Annotated in this window: 4 protein-coding genes; 2 read left to right on the top strand and 2 right to left on the bottom strand. The window is 71.3% G+C overall.

The genetic code is table 11. From position 1 onward, the window contains the following. Positions 1-43: 43 nt before the first annotated feature. Entirely contained in the window at positions 44-1,057 is a 1,014-nt protein-coding gene (locus tag ACFCV8_RS35445; RefSeq protein WP_376689661.1) for a glycosyltransferase family 2 protein, read from the bottom strand. Positions 1,058-1,138: 81 nt separating this feature from the next. Here ACFCV8_RS35445 and ACFCV8_RS35440 point away from each other — a divergent pair, with 81 nt between their 5' ends. Further along, positions 1,139-2,701 (top strand): LCP family protein, encoded by a 1,563-nt coding sequence (locus ACFCV8_RS35440; RefSeq protein WP_376689660.1) that lies wholly within the window; start codon positions 1,139-1,141, stop codon positions 2,699-2,701. A 15-nt stretch (positions 2,702-2,716) separates the two neighbouring features. Here the strand turns inward: ACFCV8_RS35440 and ACFCV8_RS35435 are convergent, their stop codons facing one another. Then, positions 2,717-3,265: an acyl-CoA thioesterase gene (locus ACFCV8_RS35435; protein ID WP_376689659.1), complete on the bottom strand. Its 549-nt coding sequence runs from the start codon at positions 3,263-3,265 to the stop codon at positions 2,717-2,719. Between the two features lie 142 nt (positions 3,266-3,407). Here ACFCV8_RS35435 and ACFCV8_RS35430 point away from each other — a divergent pair. Beyond that, a partial coding sequence (locus ACFCV8_RS35430) for an LCP family protein (protein WP_376689658.1) occupies positions 3,408-4,718 on the top strand: 1,311 nt, incomplete at its 3' end.

Below are 4,718 nucleotides of genomic sequence, written 5' to 3'. Positions count from 1 at the left end.
CCTCCGGCACGTCGGAGGGGCCCCGCGGTGTTCCCGAGGCGCGTTACGCGGCGACGGCCGGGCGGCGGCTGGCGATGACCTTCCTCGCCAGCGAGCGCGGGCTGGTCAGGAAGCCGTACCCCCACGACATGTGCATGGTGGCGAGGGCCACCGGGATCTGCGCCCGCGCCTTGAGCGACAGCCCCCTGCCCGCCGGTACGGACCCGGCGACGATCGCCGCGACGTACCCGGCGGGGACGGCGAACGCCCACGGGGTGACGACCGCGCCGGCCACGATGCCCGCCGCGATCGCGCAGACGGCGGTCGGCGGCGCCAGGTAGCGCAGGTTGATCGAGCCGGAGTGGTAGCGGGCGACGACATGCCGCCAGCGGCCGTAGTCCTTGTACTGCTTGGCCAGCGCCCGCACCGAGGGGCGCGGCCGGTACTGCACCTTCAGCTCGGGCGAGAACCAGATCAGGCCGCCGGCCTCGCGGATGCGGAAGTTCAGCTCCCAGTCCTGGGCCCGGATGAACTCGACGTTGTAGCCGTCCGCCTTCTCCAGCGCCTCGCGGCGGAAGACGCCGAGGTAGACGGTCTCCGCCGGGCCCGCCTGGCCCCCGGTGTGGAAGGCCGCGTTGCCGACGCCGATCTTCGAGGTCATGGCCGCGGCCACGGCGTCCTCCCAGGCGTTCTCGCCCTCGGCGTGCATGATGCCGCCGACGTTCTGCGCGCCGGTCTCCTCCAGCAGGCGGACGGCGGTCGCGATGTAGTTCGGCGAGAGCATGCCGTGGCCGTCGACCCGCACGACGATCGGGTGGCGGGAGGCCTTGATCGCTGCGTTGAGGGCGGCCGGGGTGCGGCCGGTCGGGTTCGGGACGGTGTGCACCCGGGGGTCCTCGCGCACCAGCTCGGCGGCGATCTCGTCGGTGCGGTCCGTGGAGGGGCCGAGCGCGATCACCACCTCCATCTCGCCCGCGTACTCCTGCTCCAGGATGTGCCGGACGGAGTTCCTGAGGTGACGTTCCTCGTTGAGCACCGGCATGATCACGGAGACGGCGGGGTGCTGCGCGGCAGACATGGTGGTCCTCGGTGGTCCTCGGGGGCGCCGGGGGTTGGGAACCCCACCAGGCGGCATGATTCGGCCGCCACGTTACCGCGAATGGGGGACACCGGCGCGCCCCGCTGGGCGGCATGGCGGACAAAAGATCATATTGACCTACTGTACGGACGGTCCCTTCCCTCGCACCCCCGGAGGTACCCCGTGCCCGGCACGCACCGCTCCCTGGGCCCGTCGAGCTACCGCGGGGTTCCGCCGCGGCCCAGGCCCAGGAGACAGGACGAACGGCCACGCTGGGGCGCACGGCTGGTGACCGGGCTGTCGGTGCTGGTCCTCGGGGCGGGCGGGGTCGGCCACGCGGTGGTGTCCGGCCTGGACACCGGGGTCGACCGGATCGACCCGTTCAAGGACATGAAGAACCGGCCGAGCGCGGGCGCCGGCACCAATCTGCTGCTCGTCGGCACCGACGGCCGTGACCGGATCACCCCGGAGGAGAAGCGGAAGTACCGGCTGGGCGGCGCGCCCTGCCACTGCACCGACACGATCATGCTGGTGCACCTGTCGGCCGACAAGAAGCGTGCCAGCGTCGTCTCGCTGCCCCGCGACAGCTACGCCGACGTCCCCGCGCACCGGAACCCCGGTACCGGCGCACCACGCCCCGCACGCCCGATGAAGCTGAACGCGGCCTACGCCGAGGGCGGCCCGAACCTGACCGTGCGGACCGTCGAGAACATGACGGACATCAAGATCGATCACTACCTGGAGGTCGACTTCACCAGCTTCATGCGGACCGTGGACACCCTGGGCGGGGTGCGGATCTGCACGCCTCGGCCGCTGAAGGACGCGTACACCGGCCTGAACCTGGCCGCGGGCCCCCATGAGCTGAACGGCGGGCAGGCCCTCCAGTACGTACGCTCCCGGCACATCGACGGGGCCGCCGATCTGGGCCGGATGCAGCGCCAGCAGAGGTTCCTCGCCTCACTGATCGAGCAGGCGACCGGCAGCGGCGTGCTGCTGAACCCGGTGAAGTTCCAGGACGTCGTCTCGACGGTGCTGGACTCGGTCCGGGCCGACGAGGGCTTCGGCGCGGAGCAGATGCTGGAGCTCGGCCGGGCGATGCGGGGCTTCTCCCCCGCGTCCTCGGAGTTCACCTCCGTACCGATGGGGAACGTCTCGCACCCGGTCAGGGGCATCGGCTCGACGGTCACCTGGGACCCGGTGAAGTCCAGGAAGCTCTTCCGGGCACTGCGCGAGGACGAACCGCTCGCCCCCGCGCACGCCGCGCGCCCGCAGGCGCTGACGGTCGACGTGGACCCGAAGCGGATCCGGGTCCAGGTCTACAACGGGACCCCGAAGGACGGGCTCGGGCAGAAGGTCGACGACGCGCTGCGCGCCACCGGCTTCGACACCACCCGCGCCCCGCTGACCGGCGACGACCACGACCTGGAACAGACCCTGGTCTCGTACGACCCGCGCTGGGACCGGTCCGCGAGGTCGTTGGCGCTCGCCCTGCCGGGGGCGCGGCTGCACCCGGTGAAGGGACAGGGGCCCACGATCCGGGTGACGGCCGGGACGGACTTCGGCGAGGTGCGCCGGGTGCGGGCCGAGGAGCCGCAGAGCGGCCCGTACGACGCGGTCACGGGCGACCAGGTGGCCTGCCCGTGACAGAGCGGCCGGGGCTCAGTCCTCGATGCCCTCCGCGGCGCGCTTCTCCCGCAGCTCCTTGATCGCACGGCGGCGGGCGAGGCGGTGGGTGCGCCGGATCTGCGCCTCCTGGTAGCGCCGCCGGTCGCGCTCCGTCTCCGGGATCACCTGCGGTACGGGGCGCGGCCTGCCGTCCGCGTCCACCGCGGCGAAGACCAGGTAGGCGCTGCCGACCTGCTGGGCGGGGGTGGACTCGTTCCACCGCTCGGCCATGACCCGGACGCCGACCTCCATCGAGGAGCGGCCCGTCCAGTTCACCTGGGCCCGGACGTGGACCAGGTCACCGACCCGTACCGGCTCCAGGAAGACCATCTCGTCCATGGAGGCCGTCACGGCGGGACCGCCGGAGTGCCGCCCCGCCACGGCCCCCGCGGCGTCGTCGACCAGCTTCATGATCACGCCGCCGTGCACCGTACCCAGCAGGTTGGTGTCGTTGCCGGTCATGATGTGGCTGAGGGTGGTCCGGGAAGCGGCGGTGGACTTGCCCGGGATGTCGCTCTCCGGGCGCGAGGCCTGATCTGTCATACAGTCCACCTTATGCGGGGCGCACGGGTCCGGTCGTCGTCCGGTCGCCACCCGGTCGCAATGCATCAGCTTGGCAACAGCCCCGATCCGATTTCCCGCTCCCCCTGTAAGAGGGGCGCCCTCGGCCTGCACACTGGACCGCATGAACGATTGGCCCGAGGGATGGTCCGACGACAACCGCGGCGGTAACCGCTACGGGCAGGGCAGCGCCGGCGAGCGACCCGAGGGCGCCCGCGCGATGCGGCATGTCCAGCGCCCCTCAGCCCCGCCCCGGCAGCGCCCCGCCCCGCCGCAGCCCGCCGCCCCGCCCCGGCAGCGCCGGGCGGAGCCGCCCCAGTACGGCGGCCACGACGAGAGCAACGGCTACGACAGCGGTTACAACACGGGCCAGGTCTACGGCGGTGGCCGGGGCGACGGCCACGGCGGTGGGCACGGCGACGGCCGGGGCGGCAACGGGCACGCCCCCCGGGGCCGCTCGGCGCCCGACTGGCGCCGCCGCATCAAGATAGGCGCGCTGACCCTGGTGGTCGTGGTCCTCGCGGTCTCCATAGGCACGTACTTCTGGGCCGATTCCAAGCTCAAGCGCGAGGTGGACCTCTCCAAGGTCATCGAGCGGCCGGAGAGCGGCGAGGGCACCAACTACCTGATCGTCGGCTCCGACAGCCGCGAGGGCATGACGGCCGAGGACAAGAAGAAGCTCCACACCGGTTCCGCCGCCGGCAAGCGGACCGACTCGATGATGATCCTGCACGACGGTTCCAACGGGCCGACGCTGATCTCGCTGCCGCGCGACTCGAACGTCGAGATCCCCTCGTTCAAGGGGTCCGAGTCCGGCAAGCTCTACCCGGCCCGCGGCCGCTTCACCAAGCTGAACGCCGCGTACGCCATGGACGGCCCCGAACTCCTCGTCCGTACCGTCGAGTTCAACACCGGGCTGCGCATCGACCACTACGTCGAGATCGGCTTCGGCGGCTTCGCCAAGATCGTGGACGCGATCGGCGGCGTCGAGCTGGACATCCCCAAGGCGTTCAAGGACAAGAAGTCCGGCGCCGACTTCCAGGCGGGCAAGCAGACGCTGAACGGCGAGCAGTCGCTGGCCTTCGTCCGCACCCGGTACGCCTTCGCCGAGGCCGACCTGGCCCGTACGAAGAACCAGCAGAAGTTCCTCGCGGCGCTGGCGAGCCAGACGGCGACGCCGTCCACGATCCTCAATCCGTTCAAGCTGTACCCGACGATGGGCGCCGGGCTGGACACCCTGATCGTGGACAAGGACATGTCGCTCTGGTCGCTGGGCCAGATGTTCTTCGCGATGAAGGGCGTCACGAGCGGCGAGGGCAAGTCGATGAACATGCCGGTCGCGGGCTTCAGCAACGGCAACGTCGACTGGGACAAGCCCAAGGTCAAGCAGTTGATCGACCAGCTGAAGAACGACGAGAAGGTCACCGTCAGCGAG

The organism is Streptomyces sp. NPDC056347, assembly GCF_042262625.1.
Classification (GTDB): Bacteria; Actinomycetota; Actinomycetes; order Streptomycetales; family Streptomycetaceae; genus Streptomyces.
This window is presented reverse-complemented; position numbering and strand designations above follow the sequence as displayed.